General features: G+C 70.4%; 29 protein-coding genes and 1 other RNA gene. 5 read left to right on the top strand and 25 right to left on the bottom strand.

All coding sequences use genetic code 11. The features are described 5' to 3' along the window. Positions 1–54: 54 nt before the first annotated feature. From BDW27_RS25785 to BDW27_RS25770, 4 genes are read right to left on the bottom strand one after another with little or no spacing between them, the layout of a single operon-like run. Entirely contained in the window at positions 55–498 is a 444-nt protein-coding gene (locus BDW27_RS25785; RefSeq protein WP_110052230.1) for a hypothetical protein, read from the bottom strand. Further along, positions 495–860: an HIT family protein gene (locus BDW27_RS25780; RefSeq protein WP_110052228.1), complete on the bottom strand. Its 366-nt coding sequence runs from the start codon at positions 858–860 to the stop codon at positions 495–497. The genes BDW27_RS25785 and BDW27_RS25780 overlap by 4 nt, the downstream gene beginning before the upstream one ends. Beyond that, positions 857–1,231, bottom strand: coding sequence for an RNase adapter RapZ (locus BDW27_RS25775; protein ID WP_110052227.1), 375 nt, complete (start codon positions 1,229–1,231; stop codon positions 857–859). The genes BDW27_RS25780 and BDW27_RS25775 overlap by 4 nt, the downstream gene beginning before the upstream one ends. Beyond that, positions 1,228–1,833: an NUDIX domain-containing protein gene (locus tag BDW27_RS25770; protein WP_110052225.1), complete on the bottom strand. Its 606-nt coding sequence runs from the start codon at positions 1,831–1,833 to the stop codon at positions 1,228–1,230. Before BDW27_RS25770 ends, BDW27_RS25775 begins: the two co-directional genes overlap by 4 nt. 163 nt (positions 1,834–1,996) lie before the next feature. Here BDW27_RS25770 and BDW27_RS25765 point away from each other — a divergent pair, with 163 nt between their 5' ends. Continuing rightward, a complete protein-coding gene (locus BDW27_RS25765; RefSeq protein WP_110052300.1) occupies positions 1,997–2,194 on the top strand; it encodes an AlpA family transcriptional regulator in 198 nt (65 codons plus the stop codon). A 115-nt stretch (positions 2,195–2,309) separates the two neighbouring features. Here BDW27_RS25765 and BDW27_RS25760 read toward each other — a convergent pair whose 3' ends face one another. From BDW27_RS25760 to BDW27_RS25670, 20 genes are all read right to left on the bottom strand, one after another. Continuing rightward, on the bottom strand, positions 2,310–2,678 hold the full coding sequence (locus tag BDW27_RS25760) for a hypothetical protein (protein ID WP_110052224.1): 369 nt from the start codon (positions 2,676–2,678) through the stop codon (positions 2,310–2,312). A gap of 95 nt (positions 2,679–2,773) precedes the next feature. Continuing rightward, positions 2,774–3,298, bottom strand: a complete 525-nt coding sequence (locus tag BDW27_RS25755) for a DUF3307 domain-containing protein (RefSeq protein ID WP_110052222.1) — start codon at positions 3,296–3,298, stop codon at positions 2,774–2,776. A 90-nt stretch (positions 3,299–3,388) separates the two neighbouring features. Beyond that, a complete protein-coding gene (locus BDW27_RS25750) occupies positions 3,389–3,799 on the bottom strand; it encodes a hypothetical protein (RefSeq protein ID WP_110052220.1) in 411 nt (136 codons plus the stop codon). A gap of 221 nt (positions 3,800–4,020) precedes the next feature. Continuing rightward, the gene (locus BDW27_RS25745; RefSeq protein ID WP_146223305.1) at positions 4,021–6,348 is read right to left on the bottom strand and encodes a hypothetical protein; all 2,328 of its coding nucleotides are present in this window, start codon (positions 6,346–6,348) and stop codon (positions 4,021–4,023) included. A gap of 16 nt (positions 6,349–6,364) precedes the next feature. Beyond that, positions 6,365–6,444, bottom strand: an RNA gene (locus BDW27_RS25740) — hammerhead ribozyme type II. Positions 6,445–6,458: 14 nt separating this feature from the next. Next, positions 6,459–7,031: a hypothetical protein gene (locus tag BDW27_RS25735; protein WP_146223304.1), complete on the bottom strand. Its 573-nt coding sequence runs from the start codon at positions 7,029–7,031 to the stop codon at positions 6,459–6,461. Between the two features lie 43 nt (positions 7,032–7,074). Continuing rightward, the gene (locus BDW27_RS25730; protein WP_110052215.1) at positions 7,075–8,442 is read right to left on the bottom strand and encodes a hypothetical protein; all 1,368 of its coding nucleotides are present in this window, start codon (positions 8,440–8,442) and stop codon (positions 7,075–7,077) included. 7 nt (positions 8,443–8,449) lie between these two features. Beyond that, positions 8,450–8,887, bottom strand: coding sequence for a hypothetical protein (locus BDW27_RS25725; RefSeq protein WP_110052214.1), 438 nt, complete (start codon positions 8,885–8,887; stop codon positions 8,450–8,452). A 28-nt stretch (positions 8,888–8,915) separates the two neighbouring features. Next, complete coding sequence (locus BDW27_RS25720; protein WP_110052212.1) at positions 8,916–9,257, bottom strand: hypothetical protein; 342 nt, start codon at positions 9,255–9,257, stop codon at positions 8,916–8,918. A gap of 258 nt (positions 9,258–9,515) precedes the next feature. Then, on the bottom strand, positions 9,516–9,863 hold the full coding sequence (locus tag BDW27_RS25715; RefSeq protein ID WP_110052210.1) for a hypothetical protein: 348 nt from the start codon (positions 9,861–9,863) through the stop codon (positions 9,516–9,518). A gap of 318 nt (positions 9,864–10,181) precedes the next feature. Further along, positions 10,182–11,360, bottom strand: coding sequence for a hypothetical protein (locus tag BDW27_RS25710; protein ID WP_110052209.1), 1,179 nt, complete (start codon positions 11,358–11,360; stop codon positions 10,182–10,184). Between the two features lie 116 nt (positions 11,361–11,476). Continuing rightward, the gene (locus BDW27_RS25705) at positions 11,477–11,740 is read right to left on the bottom strand and encodes a hypothetical protein (RefSeq protein WP_110052207.1); all 264 of its coding nucleotides are present in this window, start codon (positions 11,738–11,740) and stop codon (positions 11,477–11,479) included. Next, a complete protein-coding gene (locus BDW27_RS27310; protein WP_158543607.1) occupies positions 11,737–11,886 on the bottom strand; it encodes a hypothetical protein in 150 nt (49 codons plus the stop codon). Before BDW27_RS27310 ends, BDW27_RS25705 begins: the two co-directional genes overlap by 4 nt. A 115-nt stretch (positions 11,887–12,001) precedes the next feature. After that, on the bottom strand, positions 12,002–12,427 hold the full coding sequence (locus tag BDW27_RS25700) for a hypothetical protein (protein WP_110052205.1): 426 nt from the start codon (positions 12,425–12,427) through the stop codon (positions 12,002–12,004). An 89-nt stretch (positions 12,428–12,516) separates the two neighbouring features. Beyond that, complete coding sequence (locus BDW27_RS25695; RefSeq protein WP_146223303.1) at positions 12,517–12,786, bottom strand: hypothetical protein; 270 nt, start codon at positions 12,784–12,786, stop codon at positions 12,517–12,519. Between the two features lie 92 nt (positions 12,787–12,878). After that, a complete protein-coding gene (locus BDW27_RS25690) occupies positions 12,879–13,142 on the bottom strand; it encodes a hypothetical protein (protein ID WP_110052202.1) in 264 nt (87 codons plus the stop codon). Further along, on the bottom strand, positions 13,139–13,339 hold the full coding sequence (locus BDW27_RS25685) for a hypothetical protein (RefSeq protein WP_110052200.1): 201 nt from the start codon (positions 13,337–13,339) through the stop codon (positions 13,139–13,141). Before BDW27_RS25685 ends, BDW27_RS25690 begins: the two co-directional genes overlap by 4 nt. Next, a complete protein-coding gene (locus BDW27_RS25680; RefSeq protein WP_110052198.1) occupies positions 13,339–13,650 on the bottom strand; it encodes a hypothetical protein in 312 nt (103 codons plus the stop codon). The genes BDW27_RS25685 and BDW27_RS25680 overlap by 1 nt, the downstream gene beginning before the upstream one ends. Before the next feature lie 38 nt (positions 13,651–13,688). Then, the gene (locus BDW27_RS25675; protein ID WP_110052196.1) at positions 13,689–13,982 is read right to left on the bottom strand and encodes a hypothetical protein; all 294 of its coding nucleotides are present in this window, start codon (positions 13,980–13,982) and stop codon (positions 13,689–13,691) included. A 44-nt stretch (positions 13,983–14,026) separates the two neighbouring features. Next, entirely contained in the window at positions 14,027–14,587 is a 561-nt protein-coding gene (locus BDW27_RS25670) for a hypothetical protein (protein ID WP_110052194.1), read from the bottom strand. 163 nt (positions 14,588–14,750) lie between these two features. On the opposite strand from BDW27_RS25670, the gene BDW27_RS25665 reads away from it, so the two are divergent. The 4 genes from BDW27_RS25665 (at position 14,751) to BDW27_RS25650 (ending at position 18,223) form a co-directional block, all read left to right on the top strand. Then, positions 14,751–15,506 (top strand): GntR family transcriptional regulator, encoded by a 756-nt coding sequence (locus tag BDW27_RS25665; RefSeq protein ID WP_110052192.1) that lies wholly within the window; start codon positions 14,751–14,753, stop codon positions 15,504–15,506. Positions 15,507–15,623: 117 nt separating this feature from the next. Beyond that, the gene (locus BDW27_RS25660; protein ID WP_233515933.1) at positions 15,624–16,853 is read left to right on the top strand and encodes an XRE family transcriptional regulator; all 1,230 of its coding nucleotides are present in this window, start codon (positions 15,624–15,626) and stop codon (positions 16,851–16,853) included. 291 nt (positions 16,854–17,144) lie between these two features. Continuing rightward, complete coding sequence (locus BDW27_RS25655; RefSeq protein WP_146223302.1) at positions 17,145–17,999, top strand: hypothetical protein; 855 nt, start codon at positions 17,145–17,147, stop codon at positions 17,997–17,999. 41 nt (positions 18,000–18,040) lie between these two features. Continuing rightward, entirely contained in the window at positions 18,041–18,223 is a 183-nt protein-coding gene (locus tag BDW27_RS25650) for a hypothetical protein (protein WP_110052188.1), read from the top strand. Between the two features lie 96 nt (positions 18,224–18,319). Here BDW27_RS25650 and BDW27_RS25645 read toward each other — a convergent pair whose 3' ends face one another. Beyond that, positions 18,320–18,985 (bottom strand): hypothetical protein, encoded by a 666-nt coding sequence (locus BDW27_RS25645; protein ID WP_110052296.1) that lies wholly within the window; start codon positions 18,983–18,985, stop codon positions 18,320–18,322. Between the last annotated feature and the right edge of the window lie 166 nt (positions 18,986–19,151).

The following is a 19,151-nucleotide window of genomic DNA, read 5'->3' as shown; positions in this document are numbered from 1 at the left end:
TGGCCAGGGACTGGCGGGCGGCCCCCAGGACCCCCAAGGCAACCTCGAGGCTGCTCACCGTCGCCTCGCCTTCTTCGCCTTGCAGCCCTGGCACCGCCACACGGTGCCGTCCGGGTCCCCTCCACGGACCGCGAACGCCACACCGCACACGGCTTGCTTTCGGGGGCGGGTGCGCTGCCCGATACGGGTCACGTGCGGAGTGCCGCACACCATGAGTCGCTCGTGGTGGTCCAGCTCCACGAGGGCCTGGACCACGGAGGGATAGTCGGCGGTGGCGGCGGTGCTCGTGGTGTGGCCATCCGTGGCCAGGAAGAGGAGCCGCACCATGTCTTCCCGGGTGTGGGGCGTGATGGTGATCGTGGCCCCGTGGCGGCGCTCCATCACCCGCAGGGCGTGGCGAAGCGCGCGGAGGCTGCTGGTGCGCACGGGTGCGTGAGTGGACAACTCGGACACCGGATCGGGGGTGTCCATCTGCTGTGCCTGCGCGGTGATCGTCATCGGGCTGCCTCCATGGTCGTCGGACGGGGAGCCGAAGGGCACCCCCAGGGCATGCAGTTGGTCCCGCCCCGGCAGGGCCAGATGTGTAGGTGCAGGTGGAACACCGTCTGCCCGGCGGCCGCTCCCGTGTTCACTCCGAGGTGGTGGCCGGGCCGTAGGAGCTGTGCGGCCCGGCGGGCGGTGATCGCGGTCATGACCGGGTCGACGGCGGCGTCGGCCACGTGCACCTTCGGGATGACCAGCACGTGGCCGGGGGTGACCGGGGCCAAGGGGACGATCGCGATCGCGTCGTCCCAGAACCGCACGATCTCAGCGGGCTCGTGGCCGTCGATGATCTGGCAGAAGACGCAGTTCTCGCTCATCGGGCCACCACCGGCTGGTGCAGGTCGCGGTGGTGCACCTGGACCTCGAACCCCCGCTCCCGCAGGAGGCTGGCGGCCTGGGCGGCGATGGTCGGTGCTCGGTGGCGGCCTCCGGCGCAGCCGACCGCGAGGTCGATGTCCGTGCCGCTGGGGCCGGCCGCCATCGCGGCGGCGGTCGCCGCGATGGCGTGGATCAGCGCGGGGATGCCGGGGGTGGCCAGGACTCGCTCGACGACCGGCTGGTCGTGGGCGGTCATCTCCCGCAGGGCCGGGTCCACGTGCGGGTCCCGGAAGTGGGAGCGGGCATCGAAGACGGCGTGCGCCGGTGGCGGGGCGTGGTGGAGGAACCCGAAGCTGGTCAGGTGGATCATCGGCGTCCTCCCAGCCAGTACTGGGGCGGGGCGCTGGTGTACAGGCGGGCCACGGCGGCCCGGTCGGCGTCGGAGACGGTGATGTCGCCGGTGAGCGCCAGGAGCTCGACCCAGACCGCCTCCAGTGACAGCCGCGGCTGGTGCTGGGCGGGGCGGCCGGTGTGGGCGAAGACGATGGTGACCTCGGCCAGGCGCTGGAGTTCCTCGGTGGTGACCCACTCGGCGCCGGTGGTCTCGCCCGGCGCCGGGGTCAACGTGGTGTCGGGGGTCTCGATGTCGAACACGGTCCACAGGTGCCCGGGGACGGGCTCGTGGGGCAGGGACGCGCACAGGTTGGGCAGGTGCACGGTGACCAGCTCACTCAGGCCTGTGACCCGGATGCCGAGTTCCTCGGCTCCCTCTGCGGTGACGGCCTCCTTGAAGTCGGCCTGGCCGTGGTCGCGGGCGTGGCCGGCGAACAGCCCCCAGGCCGGGGGCCACCAGCCGCGGCCCAGGATCGCGAACTCGATCAGGCCGGTGGCGGGGTTGGTGCGGGTCAGTCGCCCGCCCACGCTGGTGCCGCAGCACCTCTTCACGGCGGTGGTGCTCGCTGTGGTCGTCATACTGGGTGTGCTCCATTCATGGGGTGTGCGGCCCGCCCGGCCTTGTTCGGCAGACAGCTCCGGGTGGGCCGTTCTTCTATCCACCTTCACAAGGTGACCTTGCCAAGGTAAGCCGGAACTCCGAACCTTGTCAAGGTCATCTTGCGGAGGTAGGGTGTTGCGCATGATCGAGGGCTATCTGAGCAGCAAAGACGTCGCTGAAAGACTCGGCGTGAAGGTCGCGACCGTGCATGAGTACCGAGCCCGAGGGACCCTCCCTCCGCCCGACGAGATCGTGGGCCGCTCCCCGCTGTGGAAGAAGGCGACCATCGACGCCTGGGAGGAGTCCCGGCCGGGCCAGGACTGGCGCAAGGGCGGCTGAACACACGAAGGCGGCCCCGAGGACCTCTTCCTCGGGGCCGCCTTCGTGTGTGTGGGCCGGCTGGTCCCCCGCTCACCCCGCACGCGTGCGCGGGGTGAGCAGAACCAGCAGCGGTTCAGGCGGTGAGCAGGACGCGGGCCCGGGCCAGCGGGATCCGCGGCTGGGTGGTGGAGTCGAGCGCCTGACCGACCCAGGACCACTCCGCCCACCGGTCCGGGCGGTCCGGGTCCACACCGTGCACGGCCAGGACGACGATCGGGTGCCCCTCGACGGGGTCGCGGCGCTGGGTCAGCGTCCAGGGCAGGCCTGCCTCGCGTGCTCCCTGCCAGAGCTGGTCGGCGGCCGGGGGAAGCTCCGAGGGCGGTGTGGTCGTGGTGGTGATCTGCCACCCGCGGCTGCGGGCGGTGTCCAGGTCCTCCTCGGTGAGGTGGTCGGCGTGGATGGCGCCCTCGTGGGCGAGGTCGGGGTGGATGGCTCGGATCACGGCGGTGAATCCTTTCGGGAGGCTCGGTGGACCGGGCGGTCCCCCCGCACGCCCCGCAACCAACGGTTGCGGGGCGGTCAGGGCCAACGCCCGGGTCAGACAGTCGCCGAAGCCGACGCGGACGCCTTCGAGGTGGCCTCCAGCGCGGTGCGGCCGCGCCGGGACAGGTCCTCCATGGCGGCCAGGACCAGCACGCACCCACCGGCCATGGCCAGCGCCACCGCCGCGCTGGGCGCGGTGGCGATCAGCGCGGCCGGGACCAGCCAGACCACGTGCGCGGCCTGGTCCATCGCCTCCGCGTCGCGCCGGTAATAGCCGTGGCGACCCAACGCCTTCGCGAGTCCTTCGAGGGTGCGGCGCCGGTCGATCCAGAAGTGGCTCACCGCGGTGACGGCCAGTCCGACGGACAGCTGGGCGGGGGACAGTCCGCCCTCGGCGGCGGCGACCACGGCCAGCAGGACCATCTGGCACAGGGTCAGGGTCGCCACGTGGGCGGCGCACGCCTCCCACCCCGCCCGGCCGGGAAGGTGCTTGTGGGTGGCCTGGCGGTCGGTCTGGGCCCAGCGGTCACCGGCGTGGTGACCGGCCAGCAGGACGAGGAAGACAGCGGAAAACGACATGGGGGCTCCTTCGAAGAGTGCGACTGCGCGGGAACGTCGAGGGGCCCCGCCGTGACTCGGCGGGGCCCCTCGACTCGTTCGGTTACTGGGTCAGGTGAGTGCCCAGGGAGACTTGCGCGACTGAGTGGTCTTCGCGATCTCTCCACGTGTGGACAAGGCCTTGAGTGCTTCGTCGATGAAGTACTGGCTGTACCCGGGGTGCTCAGCCAGGACCTCATGGATGGCGTTGGAGTGCATCGGTCCCCGCTCCCGGAGAAGTGCGAGCACAGCTTCCAGAGCGTGTGGTCCCGCTCCGAAGTCGGCTTTCTCTTTGGGGGAGGTGTCGGCGGCCACAGCGGCCTGCCAGGCTGCGGCGCGCTGTTCGGAGACGAAGGCGACCAGGGCCTGCTCGGTGAACTCGATCGTCCACCCGCCGTCGGCGGCGGGGCGGGCGTGGACCCCGGGCCTCTCGACGACGGCGTGGATGGCCGAGACCACAGGGGGCGGGTTCTGCTCGGGCACGGGGGTTCCTCTCGACAGGGTGGGGAGCGTCTGACACCTCAACGCTCTTGATCACTGTGGGTGTTCGTCATGCGGGTTCACAACCGGATCTGTGAAACGCCGAGTGCGGGGGGTGGAGGCGTTCACAACCCCCGAGAATCATCTGAAAGTCATACAAACCAGTACAGAACGGGTCTGTGAATCTCGGATTCACAGACCCGTTCACACCTCACCCAGCGTGGCTAAATGAGTGTCCAGGGGGCCTTGCGGGAGGCGTCGGCCTTGTCGATGGCCCCCTCGGTGCGCAGGGTCTTCAGGGCCGAATCGATCGTCCCCCGGGTGCAGCCGTCGCGGTCTTCGAGCGCCTTTTGGAGGGCGCCGGTGGTCGTTGGCCCCTGCGTCTGGAGGACCTCGAGCACCCCCTCGATGGCGGGGGAGCGGCGCGGCCCCGACGGGGCCGGGGCGGCCTTGGCGGCCGCGGCTTCGCGGGCCTGGGCGATGTCGATCACGACCTGGCGGGGCAGCTTCGGCGGTACCGGCCGACCGGCCTGGGCGGCCTCGCGCCGGTGATCGACCTTCCGGTCGCCGGCCTCGCTGCTGTCGCGCGGCGTCGAAGCGCCGCTCAGACCCTGGCGCATGGCGGCCAGCATCGAGCGGACCTGGTCCTTGCGGCGCGCGGCCTGTTCGTGGCGCCCGGAGTAGAGCCCGCGCGAGCCCGCGTCCAGCGCGGCCTCGGAGTCGGGGTCCAGGCCCTTGACCGCCTTGGCCTTGGCGGCGGCCATGATCCGGTCGGTCTCATCCTCGGGAGCCCACGCCCCTCGGAAGGGCACCGGGCGACCCAGCAGGGAGAACGCCAGCCCCTTGTTGCGCTTGTGCTTGGCCGGGTCGGGCAGGTCGCCCGGGTTGACCGACATGCCCATCTCGCGCTTGAACACCCCGGCCTGGGTCGCACCGAGTTTCATCGACACCGAGTTGGTCGCGGTCATGTTGCCGCGCAGCACGTCGTCCTGGCCAAAGCGCTCCAGCCCGAACCCCTGGGAGGCGCCGACCAGACCGCCGCCCACCGCGCGGATCTCCGAGCTGATGCGGTTCAGGCGGCCCTTGCCCGCCGCCTCGATCTGCGCCCCGGCCTCGTGGAACTCGTCGATGATCACCAGCACCCCCGGGTATTCGGGGGTGGCCACGAAGTTGGAGGTGTCGTTGAGCTCGTTGATCAGCCCCCGCATCTCCATCATCTTGATGACGCCGTCGACCAATGCCGTTCGGGAGGCGGCGTCGGCCTCGATCGTCCAGTGCGCGTACTTCGCGATCCTGGGCGAGGGGCCCTTGCGGGGCTTGGCGTAGATGACGTAGGTGCACCCCGACTCCAGCGCCCCGATCACCAGGGTCTCCAGGATCGTGGTCTTGCCCGCGCCGGTCTTGCCGGCCACGAACCCGCCCCAGGCGGACTCGCCGTCGTAGAGCATCCACTCCGACTCGCCCTGGTGGTCGATGTAGGAGCCCAGGCGCACGAACAGCTGCTGGCCCCGGCGCACTACGCGGGGGCGTCCGTCGTCCAGGGGCACCGGGCGGTCGGAGGTGGCCTGGGAGACCACTCGCAGCCGCACGATCGACGCGTCGGGCTCCTGACCGCCCTCGGGCTCGATGTCCTCGAACGTGATCGCGGACGGTGAGAGCTTGAGCGCGGTCGCGATCCGGCCCTTGGCGGCCTCGGCCGTGGCCTTCTCCTGGGCGCCGGGGACCAGGTGCAGCACGGCCGTGGACCCGTAGTCGGTCCGCTCGATCTCGGTCAGTTCGGCGCCGGGCAGCGCTCGGTTGGAGGCGGCCACGAACTTGGGCCACCTCTCGTTGAGGCGGCGGACCAGCTCGTCGGGGTCGGCCACCTCGGCCTTCGGCTGCTCGGTGTCACGGGTCCGCAGCGCGGCCAAGCGGGCGGCCTTGGCCGCCCGGGGGTTGAGCACCACCGTGTTGTGGCGGTGCCACTGCCAGTACCGGGCCGCGGCCGTGGTGAACGCGCCCAACCCGACCAGGCCAGCGGTGGCGATCACGTCCGGGGACCAGCCCACGCTCAGCCCCACCACGTGCGCGGCCACCGCGCCGGCCGCCCCCACGTTGGCGACCAGGCGGGTGTGGCCCCTCTCGCGGGCCGCCCACTCGGCGGCGTGCGGGTGGGCCTTGGCAGCCTTCTTGGAGCGCAACCACGCCGGAATGACGTTGGCGGTAGCCACTGACCCGGCCGCCACGGTCGCCAACGAGGCGGCGCCGCCCAAGTCGTTGGCCACCACGAGCGCCTCCTGGGCGGCGATGGCCCCGGCCGCCGGCAACGCCCAGTACCAGGGGGTGAGCGTGTGCCGGTACAGGTCACGCATGCTGCCCTTGGGCGGGCGGGCCAGCGCCGACCAGACCTGCCCGGGGATGCCCTCGGCGGTCCACCGCTTCTTGCGAGCGTCCTTCTCCTGGGCAAGCTTGGCGGCCTCCAGGGTGCGCAGGGCCTGGTCCAGTTCCCGGGCCCCGGGACGGCGGGCGGCGGTGGTCTTCGTGGTCGTGTCGGGGGTGCTCTTCTTGCCCATCATCGTCCTCTCGTCGGGGTGCCTGCCTCGTCAGCGTCGGGGCGGCACCCCCAACGGACACCGCCCACACCATCTGGTGTGGGCGGTGTTTCGGCTTCTCGTGGTTCGGGTCAGTCGCCGCGGAAGTAGTCCGGATCCAGCGCGGCCTCACCAGCGGATTCGTCCTGGGCCTGCCGAACCGGTTCGTTGGTGGTGCTGACCTTGGCGATCGCCTCCCGGCTGGCCCCCACCGCCGTGCGGGCCGCCTCCAGGCCCGCCCGCAGCGCCTGCATCGTTTTGGGCCCGTTGCCGGCCTTCTCGGCCTGGCTGATCAGCAGCTCGTAGTGCGGGATGACGGTGTTCTCCGTGTACTCGACTTCCTCGCTCATCATCGCGATGTCGCTGCCGTAGGAGGCGTCACCAGCGGAGGAGACATACCCGCCCCCCTCGTCGGAGGTGGACCCTCCCGAGGCCGGAGCATCCTCATCCGCCGCGTCGGCCGCGTCGGGGGCGGACCGCTCGTCCTTGTCCTCTTCCTTCTCGCGCTCTTCCTTCTCGCGGCGCGCCTGGCGCTCGCCCTCGGACAGCTCCTCCTCCGGCACATGCGGCTCCAGCGTGGCCGCCGCCCGGTCCATCGCATCGGTGATCGTGTCCTGAAGGACCTCGGTCACGGTCACGTTCATGCCCTGGTGATCTTTGAACATCGTGCTCCCTCGTTCTCCTGGTTCAGTGCGGTCGGTGGCTCGGTCAGCGGCGCTGGAGGTACTCGCCGTGAGCGGCGTCCGGCGAGCCAGCTCGGGCCTCAGCAACGCGCGTGTTGGCCGCCTCCAGCGCATCGGCGGCCGCCCGGGCCTGGGCGGCGGCGTGGGCGTAGGCGGCGCGGGAGGCGTCCACCGCCGCCACCGTGGTCTCACCCATATCGGCGGCGGTCATCCCCGCCGCGAGCTGCTCCTTGGCGGTGCAGGTGGAGTCCCAGTAGGTGCCGTACTCACGCAGGGACGCCAGGTGCGCTCCCAGGGAAGCGGCGTCGGACAGGTTCAGCATGGGTGTCTCCTTCTCTTCGGTGACCGGCGATGGCGCCGGTTCGGTGGTCTCGGGCTGGCGCTTGCGGCGCTCCTGGTCCAGGTCCACCACTGAGCTGAGGGCGGCCTTTTCCTCGATCGGGTGCGGGGGCTCCCAGGGGCGGCCGCGCCCGTACTCGTGGATGGCGTCCCGGAGCCTCCACTCGTGCAGCTCCCAGGCACTGGGATAGGGCACCGGGCGCCCCCAGAAGTCGACCGGGGCGGGCTCCGGGTCCGGTGCGGGCTCGGGCTCCTCGGCCGGTGCGGGCTCCGGGTCCTGAGCGGGCTCCGGTTCCTTCGCCTGGTCCTGGAGGAGCTCCTCCCTGCGGCGCAGGATCTCCGCTTCCTCCCGCTCCCGCAGCTCCCGCTCCCGCTCGCGGAGATCGTGCTCGCGCTCCTGCCGACGGAGCTCCTGCTGGACCTCATCAAGATCGCGCTTCCAGGCCTCACGCTCGGCCTGGCGGGCCTCCTCCGCCGCTTCCCGCTCCTTGAGCGTGCGCGAGGCCCTCTCGACCCGCTCGATCCACTCCTGGTGCTCGCGATCCAGGCGCTCCATGCGGGCCTGGGGGTCCTCGTCCTCGGGGACCGGCTGCTCCTCAGAAACAGGAGTGTCGTCCTTCTCGCGACGGGCTTCCTCCTCCCGCCGCCGGCGGGTCTGCCAAGGGAACTCGCCCTCGACCGGATCGATCTCGGGCTCCTCCTCGCGGCCCTCGAAGTCCTCCAGCCCCATCCGGCGGTCCCACCGCTTCCCGGCCGTATCCTGCACCTTCTCCCAGGTGGCCGCGCGCTTGGCCCGGCGCTTGGTCCGCCGGGATTGGGCGGCCTTCATACGCTCGGGGTAGCGCTCGATCGCGCGCTCCCACTGGTCCTCCCACACGGTGCCCAGGTAGCGGCGCATCGCCCCCGACCCCGGACGACGCCGACCGCTCCGGCCGCGACCACGGAGCTTGTCGCGGTCGGCCTGGGCCCGCCGGTAGTTCGCGGCCTCCTTGAGCGTCCCGGCCGGATCCCGGCAAACAAACGCGATCGTGGCCATGATGATGAACAGCTCCATCAGCGCCTCACCCCAGCCCGATCAGGGAGCCGAACAGGTTCGCACCGGCATCGGAGACCGTGCCGGTGGCCTGGGCGCCGTACATGCCCAGGTCGCCGCCGGTGATCGCCAGCAGGGTCGGCAGCACCAGCGCGGCCACCCGAGCGCCCCCATCGGGCTCACCGTCGAGCAGGTCCACGACGGCGCCGAGCAGGAAGAACAGGGCGATGACTCCGGCCGCCCCGGCCGGGGCGCCCAGCACCCCGCTCAGCACGGCGGTGATGGCCATCCCGGCCCACTGGCCGACGAAGCACAGCGCGGCGGCCGACCCCGCGATCAGGGCGCACGCGAAGACGCACCACTTGGTGACCTTCTTGAACTTCTTGTGCTTGCGCAGGGGGATCATCATGGCCAGCGCACCGAGCATGACCAGGAACATCGTCGATCCGAACAGGAACCCGAGCATGGGTGTTCTCCTTTCTTCTGGGGGGTTGTCAGCGCAGTGCCAGTACCAGGGCGAGCGCGCCGATGAACGCAAGCAGCACCGCCTGGCGTGCTGCGGAACGGTTGATGTGCACCAGCAGCAGCAGGACCGCGTTGATCGCGGTCGAGACGCTGGTGCGGGTGATCTCCGCGGCCCGCCAGGGGCCGCTCTGGGGCAGGTGATCGCCCCGCCGGGCCAGCGCGATCTCCTCGCGCAGGGTCGGGGCGGGGGTGTCCCACACATCCGGCGGGCGCAACCGCGCCCACCAGGGCTCGGACACCCGGCCGAAGTCCTCCAACTCCTCCGGCTCCCGCTGGACCTGGCCCTGGTCCTGGCGGTCGTTCTCGACCACCGGAGCAGGCTCAGCCGACACCGGTTCCGGTGTTGGGGCGGGTTCGGCCAGCGGCGGTTCCGCGGCCGGGGTCGTGGGCCGCGGAGCCGGGTCGGCCGGAGACGGCCGGTCCTCGCTCGGGGGAGTCGGGGCCTGCGGGTGCCGAGGCACCGCGAACAGCGGCGGGGCCGCCTCCGGGCGGCGCAGTGGTGCCCCCGGTGGGGGCTCGCGGTCAGGCAGGGCACCCATGGCCCCTCCCATCAGTCGTGATCATGCAGGTCAGGTGAGTGGAAGCGAGACCGCCCCGCCCGCGTCCAGGCCCTCGAGGCCGGGCAGCGGCAGCTGGCCTGCGCACAGCGGGCAGTGGTCGTGGGGGCGGGTGCGGTGCTTGTGCGGGTCGCGGCACCGCTCGCTCGCGGGCGGCGCCACCTCCTCCAGGTGCTCCAGCCGGTCAGCGGCGGCCGCGTTCTTGGCGAAGCGGGGCTCGAAGCCGGTGTCGCAGCCGGGTGAGCAGTGGACCCGGTACACCCACGCGAACCCGTCCGGGGTCATTTCGTGGGTGCGCCGCACCTGGGGGCGGTGCTTGGTCGGCCGCCTGTGGCGGCCGGTGGTGTTGGGGTGGGTCATCGTCCTCCTCGAAGCAGAGAGCGGGCCGCCACCCACGTGCGGGGTAGCGGCCCTTCTTCGGTGGCCCCGGGCGGGGCCCGAGCGTGTCGTCGGGGTGGGTCGATGCAGGCCTCCTTCACTGAGTGGTGTTCGTGGTGCACCAGGACGGCCGGGGCGCGTGGCGCCGGTTCACCCCCACAGGGGGTGTCGCCGGTTCACACGCCGGACCGGAGTGGTGCGCAGACCCACCGCAACGCTTAGTTGCGGTGGGTCTGCGCACCCGCCGGAAGGCGGGGCCCGGGCGCCCGCAGGGTCAGTGCGGGCGCCCGGGGAAGCGGGTTAGTCGATCAGGCCGGCGGCACGCAGGTGGCGACCGGCAGCACGGTCGGAGACCCCGGCACCACGCGCGACCGCCGCGATGCTGGGCGCCTCCCCGGTCGCCTGGTGCAGGACCTCGAAGACCTCCGCGACCCGGGCGCGGTTGACCTCGGCTTCGGCGGAGGAGTGGTGCACCACCGCACCCGGCACCTGACCCGGCACCTGCGGCATCTGCTGGTCAGAGCCACGCACGTGGCCACCCACGTGCGCGGGAGCCGTGCCCGCGTGGGCCATCGCCCCGCCGAACCCGGCACCAGAGGCCACCCAGCTGCCGGGGGTGCCGCCTCCGCCCGGCTGGAGGGCGGAGGCGTCGTCGGGCACCCGGGGGGTGGTGCCGGAGGTGAGCGCGTAGGGACGGGTCAGGGCCATCTCGACCTCCACCTCCTGGCGGCGCTTGAACAGTCGGGCGTTGGCTTCCAGCGCGGCCAACTCCTCCTCGGTCTTGTTCTGGATCGCCTCGCGGCGCATCCGCGACTCGCTCTGGCGGCGGATCCGCTCGGCCTCGGCGTCGGCCTCCTGGCGCAACCGGTCGGCTTCGGCCTGGGCGGTGGTCAGGTCCGTCTCGGCGGCGGCCCTCAACTTGGCGACGTTGGCCTGGCGGCGCAGCTTCGCGATCTCGCGCTCGTCCTCGTCCGTGGGGTCGACCGAGAGCGCCAGCTCCCGCTCGGCGCGCTCGGCCTCGACCCGGACTCGCTCGGCTTCGGCTTCCGCACGTTCGGCTTCGGCACGGTCGGCTTCGGCCTGCTCGGCCTCGATCCGCGCCCGGGTCTCTTCGGCCCTCTGGCGGGTCTGCCAGTGCCAGCCCGCCTTGGCCGCCAGCGGCAGCACCGCGAGGATGGCCAGCGCCGGGGAGGCCAGCACCCCGTGCACGGCGATCACCACGGCGGCCAGGGTGGCCAGGATCCACCCGGTCGCGGTGAGTCCGCGGCTGTGGTCTCCGGTGAGGTTGGCCCTCTTCCACTCGGTGGCCAGCACGAACAGCCAGACCAGCTCCACGCCGGCGCCGACCGCGAGCGCGACCAGCGCCGGGACGGTGGGGGTGGCCAGGTCGTAGACCGACCAGGTCGTGAACACCACGGAGGCCGCCGTCACAGCGGTGGCGATGACAGTGGTCGGGTCGGGGATCTTCTTCCAGAGCATGACGTTGTCCTTCCAGTTCAGGTCGTGTTCGGGGTGGCGCGCTCAGCTCAGGGCGAGCAGCGCCAGGGCCACCAGCGCGGCGGCGCTGATGACCAGGAGCAGGGTGTGCACGGGCTTCACGGGCGGCTGATCTCTTCCCACTCGAAGTTGTCGTCGTCGAGGACCTCACGTCGGATCTCGGCGGCGCTGCGCGCCGTACCGACCAGGGCCAGCAGGAGAGAGACCCACATCAGCCAGTTCGTGCCGGTGGTGATCAGCAGGATGCCGATGATCGGCGCCCACACGGGGCAGACCAGGTGCAGCAGCCTCTCGGGGATGGGCATGGCGTCCAGCACGAGCAGGACACGGACCGCCAGCTCCTGGCGGGTCATGCGGGTCATCGGGGTCCTTCCTGGTCACGAGCGGTCGGGGCGGGCCGGGGGCGCACCACGGGGTGCGCTTCGGCGTGGTCGGTGCGGGCGAGCAGCACGAGCGTGACCGCGGCCCAGAGCAGGAGGGCGGCCACGGCGATCAGGTCGATGAGCATCACTGCGTGGCCCCACAGACCTGGCAGATGTAGGCCGATCGGGGCAGGTCCTCGTAGGTCATGGGGACGCCGCAGTGGTAGTAGACGATCGCTCCGGGGGCCCAGGTCAGGACGCTCATGCCGCCCTCACCTCCGCCCGTATCTGCTCGGCGGGCCAGGTGCCGTCCGCATCGATCGGGACCAGGGCGAGCACCCGCTCGTGGAGGAGTTCCTCCCCGAAGCTCTCCTCGAGGAGGGCCTCGGTGGCCGGGCGGATGCGGGGGCGGCCGGTGGGGGTCTCGGCCAGCCCGAGCAGCCTGTGGTCTGCGATCACGGTCCGCTCCAGGACCCGGGCGGCGTCGGCGGGGTCGTCCCACCCGGTCTCGGCCAAGGCCTCGGCGACGTCCCAGGAGGGGTGCTCCCAGGGGTCCTGCCGGAGCAGCTCGGCGGCGTCGGCGTCCCAGAAGCGGGGGCTGTGCGCGGCGATGATCTCCGCGTTCTCCAGGGCGGCCTCGTAGGCGGCGAGGTCGTAGTCCTCGAAGGTAGGCTCGGGCTCGTACATGTTGTTCTCCTTGCAGGTGGGCAGATGTGCGAGAGCCCGCCCGGGGTACCGCCCGGGCGGGTTCGTTGTGTTCGTGGGTGGGTGTGGACTCAGAGCGAGTCGCGCTCGATGGAGAAGAAGATCGTGTTCGGCTCCCCACGGGTGGGGTGGCCCTGCGCCCGGACCTGGGCGATCATGCTCTGCCGCAGCTCCTGGAAGGCCTGGTGGCGGCTGTAGCCCGGGGGGATGTCGAGGGTGCCGCCGGTCTCGACGATGAAGTGGTTCATCCCCCCGCCTGCCAAGGCGAACTGGAGGGTGAGGACGTAGGAGTAGGTCACGAGCTGGTCGGTGGCGCGGCTCTCGGTAGCGGTCATCGTCACGGGGTGCTCCCTCGCATCGCAGTTCAGGTCGGGACCCTGGTGGTCCCCGCACTGCCCGGCAGGACGGGCCGGGCAGCACAGGCACCCCCAGGTCACGCGGTGAGAACCTCGACGTCCTCGGCGGCCCGCTGCTCGACCTCGGCCAGGGCCAGCAGCCGCTCGCGCAGCTCGTCGGGGATCGCGGCCTCCGTGGCGGCGTACTCCAGGTCGCGGCAGGCGGCGATGATCTCCTCCAGGGCGTGCTCGGCCGCCTGGAGGTCATCGGTGAGCGACTCGACCTGGGCGGTGAGCATCTCGGCTTCCGCGTCCAGAGCGGTGGTCTCGGTGCGGCAGCGGCGGTGGGTGAGGCGGATCATGCGGCGACGCTCCTGTTCTCGGTGTCGGTGGTGATCGGGAGGACGTCCGCGAGGCGGCCCTCGGCGTAGGCCTCCAGGTCGGCGCGGATGATCGCGCTGACCTCCTGGACCCGGGCGGCGACCCCTCCGGGGCGGGTGGTGTCAGCGAGGTCGATCTCGGCCAGCTGGTCGACGAGTGCGGTGTGAGCGGCGGCCATCAGAACGGGCCTCCCATCGCGTCCTCGAGCTGGGCGCTGCGGCGGGCGTCCAGGAGGGCGTCGCGTTCGGCGGTCAGCGCCGCGATCTGCCCCTCGAGGAGGACCAGGCGGTCGACGCCGCCGACCAGGACGGTGCGGCCGTCGATCTCGGTGACGGTGTAGCCGCTGGCCCGCAGCATGACCGCGACCAGCTCGCTGCTGTCGTGGCTGAGGCGGACCAGCAGCCCGGCCGGGGTCTCGGCGGTGCTCCAGATCTCGCGTGCGGTCTTGATGATCGAGCAGACAGTGTTCTTGTCGGGGGACATGAGCATGGCGGTGTCCTTTCAGCTGGTGGAACAGGGTGTGTGGGTCAGAGTCCGAGGGCGTCGGCCGCGCTGGTGTGCACCGGGATCGGGACGATCTCGTAGCCGCTGGAGGCTGCCTCCAGGCGCTCGTAGGTGTCCAGGAGGGCTTGGGCCTGGGGGCGGGTGGTGAGGGCGGCGAGGACGTCGTCGGCTTCGCTGGGGGCGGTGGCGTAGCGGATGAGCAGGAACAGCTCGCTGTGCGGGGCTGCGGCCGTGTCGGCGGCGGTGGGGCGGGGCTTGCGGGTCCAGGTGAAGTCGAAGTCGTCGATGGACTCGGGCGGCAGGTCGGTGAAGGGCATGGCGAAGCTGTCCTCTCGGCGTGGGAGCGGGTGGTGCGGGTCGGTTAGGCGGCGGCCACGTAGGTCTCGCGCAGCCGGGCGGCGCGGGTGGAGCGGGCGGTGCGCATCACGTTCGTGAAGCCGGCGTGGACCGCGCGCCGGGTCTGCCACTTGCTGACCATGCGGTCGATGGCGTCCTTGGTGGCGCGGGTGAGGTTCGCGATGGCGGCCCAGGCGAGGGTGCGCAGCTTCGCGACCTCGGCCTGCTCCTGGTCCTCGACGACCTCGGCGGGGTCGCCGGGGTGGTGCGCGATGACCTCGCGGTTCTCCTCCGGGCTGGTCTGCTCGGGGTAGACGCGGATCGTCTTGTCGTACTTGGCCTTGGGGTTCGTGGGGGCGACCTCGGGGGTCTGGTCGCGGGAGTCGGCCCAGATCTGGGCGACCTCCTCCTCGCGGCCCGCCAGGAGCATCAGCTCGTAGGCGGAGCGACCGCCGGCGGCCTCGATGGCGTGAGCGATGGCCCAGTCGGTGCGGGTGGTCCCGCCGGAGGTGGCCACGCGGATGACGTCAGCGCGGGTGGCGCCGGTGGTCTGGATGACCTGGGCGAGCATCTGCGTCGACGTCATCACGTTCCTCCTCATATCTGCTGGTCAAAGAAGTGGGACGCAACGGAGTCCTACTCCGAAGGGGGTTTCCTTCGCGACCCATGAGAGATACTATCTCTCGCAAGAGATACTATGTCAAGCAGGTTGCTATAAAGGGTTGAGACGAAGGGAAGAAGCCACCGACATGACCCGATTCCGAGAGATCGCTACGGAGATGCGAGCACGCATCGCCGCAGCCCAAGAGGGCTACAGCCCGGGTGACCGCTTGCCGCCGCAGAAGGCGCTGGCGGAGGAGTTCACCGTGTCCCAGCCAGTCGTGCAGCGCGCGATCTTGGTACTGCGCGCGGAAGGGCTCGTCCGGATCGAGAGGGGGACCGGCACCGTGGTGCACGAGATCAAGCCGATCGTGAGAAACGCGACCGCTCGCTATACGAAGACAGCCCGTGAACAGGGGCAATCGCGGGGAGCCTTCGCGACGGAGGTCCGCAATCTGGGCCACACTCCTCGCAGCGAACTGGTGAAGCTGGGTCCAGTAAGTCCGCCCCAGGAGATCGCGGACATCTTCGACTTCAGCCGAGATGACGTCGCAGCCATCCGACACCGGCACATGAAGGCCGACGACACGCCGGTGCAGATCGCCACGTCCTACGTCCCGTGGTCCATCGCGAAGGACACCTCCATCACGCAGGAGGACACCGGGCCGGGGGGCACATACTCCCGACTGGAGGAGCTGGGGCACCGCGTCACACGGTTCACTGAACGCATCCGCACACGCCCGCCGGCAGAGGAGGAAGCCTCCTTCCTGCGTCTGGGGGAAGACCAGCACGTCTACTCCGTGCTGCACATCGCGTACACCGAAGACGGCACTCCCGTAGAGGTCACCCAGCATGTGATGCCCACGTTCCAGTGGGTCCTGGAGTACGAGTGGTCGGCGGATTGATCGCATGACTTCACGGTGGCGAAAGCACTCCTGAGCAGCGAGAGGCATCTGGGGGGCATGAGGATGCCCCCCAGATGCCACCTAGACGAATCCGCGCGAGGTGGAGAGCGTAAAGACATGGACGAGATAGCGCCGTGGGCGCGGAGGATCAAGAAAGAGCGGGATCTGCGGGGCTGGACGCAGCGCGACTGCGTCGAGCGGCTCCGCTACGAGACCACACGAGAGCTCCCTCCTCTCCAGACCATGCTGGACCAGTGGAAGCGGTGGGAGAGCGGTCGTGTGCTGCCGTCTGCGGAGTACCAGCGCATGGTCGCCAGCCTCTTCGGGTCCGTGTCGGGCGCTTTCTTCGTCACCCCCCGCAGCCCGCAGGAGATTCTGACCACTGCTGCACCCGGGTCAGACACGCCCGATCTACTGGCGCGACTGCGCCGGTCCGCCGTGGACCAGGCCACCCTGGAGTCCCTGAGGCTTACGGTGGACCGGCTCTGTTCGGACTATCCGGTGGTGGGCGCCCAGCAACTCCTGACGGAGGGACGAGCCTGGCTAACGCGGCTGGCAGACCTGCTGGACCTGCGGGTTAGTTTGACTCAGCACCGCGAGATCCTCTCTCTGGCAGGGACGCTTGCGCTTCTGGTGGGGTGCTTGGAACAGGACATCGGCCGCACCCCAGCAGCTGAGAGCACACGACGATCTGCACTGACCCTGGGCAAAGAGGCCGGGGACACGAACGTCGTCGGCTGGGCCCACGAGATGCACTGCTGGTTTTCGCTGACCCGAGGTGACTACCGCACGGTTTTGACCTCAGCGGAAGAAGGCATCGAGGCGGCCGGTCACCAGTCCGTGAGCGTCCAGCTCTACGCCCAGCAAGCGAAGGCTTGGGCGCGCATCGGCGACCGTCGGCGAGTCGAGGTCTCTCTCGACCGCGGTCGGGCGCTGCTGGAAGAACTGCCGCCGCCGATGGATCCGTCACACCACTTCGTCGTAGACCCGGCGAAGTACGACTTCTACGCGATGGACGTCCTCCGACGCTCCGGCAACGACAGGCTCGCTGACGGCCTGGCCGACGAAGTTCTGTCCACGTCCACCGACTGGTCGGGGCGTCTGGTATCGCCCATGCGAGCTGCGGAGGCCTACGTGACCAAGGGCGTGGTCGCAGCCCGCTCCGGAGACCTGGAAGGGGCCATCACCTACGGGCACCAGGCCCTGGAAGGAACCCGTCAGTCCGTTCCCTCGCTGCTGATGGTCGGCCAGGAGCTGGGCCAGGTACTCACCGAGCAGTACAAAGACGAGCAGGAGGCGCAGGACTACGTAGAGGAACTGCGATCCCTGGCGAACCACGCCGCGTAGAACCTGGTAGATCCCAACGGGGCCCCGGACAGTTCGTTGTCCGGGGCCCCTGCCTGGCTAGAGTGGCCAGGAAGCACATGGGCGGGGACCCCTCCCCGCCCCAAAAAGAAAGAAGGCCAGGAGTTGGCGCTCCTGACCTTCTCGGAAGTCGATTGGTGTCCTCGCACCTAGACCTCGATAGCTGTGACCATCGTACCCAATGAGTGCGACAGGTCGAAGAGGTAGGTGGGGAGGACGCCTGGAAAGGCGTACGTGTCTCTGCACACCCCGTCGTCGCGGCCGCGTGTCGGCATGCGGGCGAAGCACAAGATCAAGTTCTACCCCTACCTGTGGGCGTCGAAGAACCTCGACACCGCCAACCCCACTCTGCACGCCGTCGTGGAGACGATCGCGGACGTGGTGGACCCGGACGGCGGGTACTGCTGGCTGGCCTACGCGTCCATCGCTGATCGGTCCCAGCACATCTCCAGCAGCGCGGTCGAGAAGGCCATCCCGACGCTCGTCAAGCACAAGGTGCTGCGCAAGGTGACCGGCCAGGAGCGCCTGGACGTCCTCGACCGAGCGGGAGCTCACTACAACCCCAAGCAGCCGCCAACGGTCCTGGAGCTACTCATCCCGGCCTCGGCCTACGGTGCTGAGGACCTGGAGCGGGTCAACGCCATGCGGGCTGAACTCGGGCGACCCGCCATCACCGTTGAGACCCGGCCCGACATCATCGGGCTGATCGGGGAGGCCAAGAAGCCCCGCGCGGATAAGGGCAAGTCCTCGCCGAACCGGCGTCCCAAGGACGTGCGCGAGGCCAAAGCCGAGTTCGCCGAGCAGCAGCCCTCGCTCTACGAAACCCAGGACCTTGAAGGCCCCCCTGAGGACCCATTCGGGGACACCCCCCCCTCTCACAGAGGGGAGTACCCCCCTCTCACAGAGGGGAGTACCCCCCTCTCGCAGAGGTACAACCCTTATGAGGGTTACCCCCGCGATGCTGACCCTTCTTCCAGTCCGTCCGTGGACAGTCACCCACAGGGTGCAGAATCCGCAGGTCAGGACACGGACGGAACGGAAAACGGCGAGGTAGCTCAACAGGGAGAAGACCAGGACACGCCAGAGGCCGGCGGGGGTCCGTGGTCGTTCGTAGGCTCGGGCGGGTAGAGCACCCAGCAGACCTCGGACCTCAACCCCCTGGGAGCAGCGTGGCGGAGTACAAGGAGCGGTGGGAGTACCGGATCGAGACGAGCCCGGACGGACTCCACAACGGACAGCTGAGCAACCTCGGATCGAAGGGGTGGGAGCTTGTCAGCGAGGTGGTCGTCCCCGACCGCAAATCCCACACCGGACACTCGATCCGCGCGGTGTTCAAGCAACGCCGCAGCTGAACCTCGCGAGTGACAACGACCCCCAGGTTTACACTGTAAACCTGGGGGTTTCGTTCCACCCGAACACGCCGGGACCCTCAGGCGGCCCGTGAAGCGTCAGGAGCCCCCGGCCGCGCCCGGAACACCAGATTGGGACTCTTCGTCGCTCTCTGGGGCCGTGAGCGCCCTCAATGCGGCCGATGACCGCGACTTCCGCAGAGCCTCGCGGGCGTCGGTGGCGCCCTTGTGAGCGTCCCCGGTCAGGCTGGCCCGCACCCGCTCACGCTCCTCCAGGGCCTGGCCGATCTCGGCCTGGGTCATCCCCTCGAAGTCGTACAGGCTGTCGAGGGGTGTTCCCTTGTGGTCGCGCCAGACGCCATCTGCGCCCAGAGTGCACTCCTGGAGCTCGCCGCGAGCGAGCGCGGCCTGGTAGTCAGCCTCTGCGCACTGAGCGCACCTACCGTTGCCATCGAGAGCGGTCTGCGGGTGGAACCCGCACATCGGCACCTGGGGGCCTCCCAGGGTGGTGCCACCGAAGTCCGCCTGCTTGACCTTCGCGAACCCGTTCGGGTCGGCCAACCGGCCCGTCAGGGCCCACTGCCGTCGGACGTTGTGCAGACCCACCGACGCGATCGACCACAACGTCCCGGGGTGCATCCCGCCCTCGATGGCGCGAGCGGCCAACCCCACCATGTGAGCCCGGTCCTGGACCGGGTTCTCCAGCTCCCGAGCACCCAGCCGGGCGGTCTCGGCCAGCAGCCGGTCCACGACCTTCTCCGCCATGGTCGGGGGCGTGGGCTCGCTCTCCTCCTGGTCCTCCTCGGAGACCCGGGGGCGTGGCGGGCGCGGAGCGCCCCCGCCGGCCTCTGGCGTGTCCTGGTCTTCTCCCTGTTTAGCTACCTCGCCGTTTTCCGTTTCGTCCCTGTCCTGACCTTCGGGTTCTGCACCC

The sequence above is a fragment of the Nocardiopsis sp. L17-MgMaSL7 genome (genome assembly GCF_003182025.1).
Taxonomy (GTDB): domain Bacteria; phylum Actinomycetota; class Actinomycetes; order Streptosporangiales; family Streptosporangiaceae; genus Nocardiopsis; species Nocardiopsis prasina.
Note: the sequence above shows the minus strand (reverse complement) of the source record. Positions and strands in the feature narration are given on the sequence as shown.